Below are 3,255 nucleotides of genomic sequence, written 5' to 3' on the forward strand. Positions count from 1 at the left end.
ATCATTACCATAGCCCTCCAGGAGATTGATAACTCCCCACACGCCTACACCTGCTCCGATTGCTGTTACTACGGTCTTTAATCCTGTTACTGCTGTTGTAAAAAATGACATTTTAATAATCCTCCTTGTTTTCCGAAGGAAAATGCATGTCCTCTGACGAGCAGAGGATTTTCCCTCGTTCTTTCTCTTAATTTTTTCAAAAAGAAAGAGTTTTGAGATGTATCAGCATACACAACAAAACTCTTTTTACTTCTGGACACAATGTCCAGAGGCTAATGGTTCCATATTCAGTTGTCAGTTCTACACCTTTAGACATTCTGTCCAAAAGTCGCTATTTCGTTGTATCGCCCTCAACTTCTCCACAATCAAAGGCATCATCTACCTCTGTGTCCGGTGTGACCTTCATGCGATGCAGATGCTTCACATAGTCCTCAATGTCAAAGGCATTTTTCGGGTCAAAATCGGACAGCTCTTTGTACCGCTTGTGCTTTGTTATATCAAACTTATCTGAGAAAAAAGGTCTCACGCCCCTAAGCTGCATGATACATTTTCCGCCATCCATGACCGCTATCTCATCCTGGCTCATAAGCTCTTTTCCGGTCTTTTGATAATTCAGACCGTAGGACTGGCTCGTACCTCTCGTATCCGAGGTATTATAGAGATCAATCGTTTCTTTACCCAATACTTCCGCCAACTCTTTCAAAGTTGTCTTTTCCTTTCCTCCAAGGAATAAGGTGGTATCATGAGGTAAGCTTCAACTCATCCTCCGAAAAGGACTTGCATCCACTCCCTCCCAAACCGCACGTACACCTCTCGATGTATACGGCTTTCCGCTTATCATTTGCGGTGTTATGAATGAATTAAATTATGGCATTCGGGGCATACCACGAGTGTTTTCCGTCTCCTTTTACGCATAAGAAGTACCCACTCTGCATTTCCCTTTAAATCCTTGAGTTTCTTTACTTGGTGTATTACCAGATTTCTACAGTCTTTTTGACATAATTCACAAGTATGACGTTCTACTCTCTGTTTGAGGGTATTGGTCTTGGCATATTTTGAAAACTGCGGAAGCTCGCTTACATTATCAAACTTTGTAGCACATTCCTTCCGTTTATAACCATCCCTGTAGAATGTTGTTGTTTTCGTTCCTAGCCTTGTTTCATACGCAACTGTAAATAATTCGTTTCTGCAATATCTCCGTTTAATCTCATGAACATTTGTCTTATACTTGCACGCAAACGTTTTATACATGCTGTATTTCATTACATTGGCAAATCTCCCTATTTTAAAGGAATCATTTGCTATGGAGTAATAATTATATAGTCCACGGACTTCTGCATTGTATCTTGCCAAAATTTCAATGTCACTCTGGTTTACCAGTTTTCCCCTGTGAAGGGCTACGAATCTCTCTTTGCCGTTTTCGTTGATTTTGATTTTCATTGCTTTGTATTCAATTAACTTTCCTACCCACTTTTCGCGTGGAACATACAGTTTAACAACTCCTGTCTGGCATCTCTGTACCTTTCCGTTAGAAGCCTTTTTGAGCGTCTGTACTCTCGATACAGTAATATCGTATCCTAGGAATCTCGCTCTGTCTCCAGTGTGTGTAACCTTCGTCTTAGTGTCTGACATTTCTAATTTCAATGTTTCTTGCAGGAATATTTTCACGTCTTTCTTGATAGCTTCTGCGTCCGCTTTACTACCAATAACTCCGATGATAAAATCATCCGCATATCTTGTGTACTGCACCCTTTTATAATTACTGTCGTTATAGACATAGGGAGTTGTAGATTTTTCAATCTTTTCCAGTTCCTTAAGATTTTTACATCTGATTTTCTTTTCTTCCTCGGACAGACTATCCCATATCTCTCTGCCCTTTTTTCTATATCTGTATGCCTTTCCGACACTGGACTTATATGCAGTAGAGAAATGTTTTCTTTTTGCTTCTGTATTGAAGTTTTCTGCATATCTTTCCATAAATTTGTCCAATTCATGAAGATAAATGTTTGCCAACACTGGACTGACTCCCGAACCCTGTGGTACTCCGCTGTAAGTTCTGTTGAATGTCCATTGTTCCATATATCCTGCCTTTAGGAATTTCCATATAAGCTGGATAAACGCTTCGTCATCAATCCTCTTTCTCAAGAGGTCAATGACTACATGGTGGTCAAAACTGTCAAAACATGCGTGAATATCTCCTTCCACAAACCAGTTTGCACCAGTAAAGGTGTTCTGTATCTGTTTCAGTGCTGTCTGACAGCTTCTGTTCGGTCTGAACCCATGCGATTTGTTACTAAACATAGGCTCATAAATACTTTCCAAAATCATCTTAACGACTTCCTGCACGAGTTTATCATCCCCCGACTGAATGCCCAGAGGACGCTTTTTACTGCTGTTTTTCTTTGCAATATATTCTCGTCTTGCAGGTTTTGGTTGGTAACTGCGGTCTTTTAAGGTTAAAATAATCCTCTCAATTCTCTCGTTACCCATGCCATCAATCGTTGTTCCATCAGCTCCGGCAGTCATACTGCCATCATTTGCATAAATGTTCTTATACGCAAGCCAATAAAACTCCGAATTGTACAGATTTCTGTATAACCTTTGGAATCTGTAAGTTTCATTCTTTGATTTTTCCATCAAATTTTTCAATACCTCAGTTGGATTTCTCAATGCCTCTCGCACCCTCCTTCATTTTAGTATTTTCTGATAAGCTGCTCCCCTTCGCCATGTGAACGTCATTAGCGTCTCGGACTACTATGGGAGCTGTGTGACCATGCCTGTTACCAGGTTTAGGTCATCCCCAGTTAGTAAATACAGGATTAGCATTCAGTGTTGTCGGCACCGACTTTCGCCATTTATCCGCTGTCTTGCGGTTGCTCTTTCATGAGTATCGCTTGCTTTCATAACTGCGAAATGAAACCAACATGAAAAGCATACGTTTCAATCCTTTTCGTATGCGGGGCACGGATTCCCCCACTCTGGCTATCGTTTAGGCAGTTTAGCTTTGTACCTCATACACTGATTTTTATTCTTAAATATTTTGACGCACAGGATTAGCGTCTTTCCTATTTACGTTCCAATCGGAACAACAACATGCTACACTCCCCTTCGGGTTTCCCCTCTCGGATAAGTTGTAGAATAATAGGCTGTGATTTTTCATCACCTGATACTTTTGCCTACCGCTTGCTAAAGGCGGTATCCTGTAAGTACCACGTCGCCAATTTATATTGCGCTGGCGACTTCTGGGCGCACACA

The 3,255-nt window shown here is 40.9% G+C and carries 2 protein-coding genes and 1 pseudogene; all 3 read right to left on the reverse strand.

Annotated elements, in window-relative coordinates; all coding sequences use genetic code 11:
• The coding region (locus tag DW677_RS14375; protein WP_242992185.1) for a Maff2 family mobile element protein at positions 1–111 on the reverse strand (111 nt) is incomplete at its 3' end.
• Positions 112–331: 220 nt separating this feature from the next.
• Positions 332–742: pseudogene (locus tag DW677_RS14380) on the reverse strand (TraM recognition domain-containing protein); the annotation flags it as partial.
• Positions 743–849: 107 nt separating this feature from the next.
• Complete coding sequence (locus DW677_RS14385; protein WP_117567668.1) at positions 850–2,670, reverse strand: reverse transcriptase/maturase family protein; 1,821 nt, start codon at positions 2,668–2,670, stop codon at positions 850–852.
• Positions 2,671–3,255 lie beyond the last annotated feature (585 nt).

This window comes from Clostridium sp. AM25-23AC, assembly GCF_003435125.1.
GTDB lineage: Bacteria > Bacillota > Clostridia > Lachnospirales > Lachnospiraceae > Pilosibacter > Pilosibacter fragilis.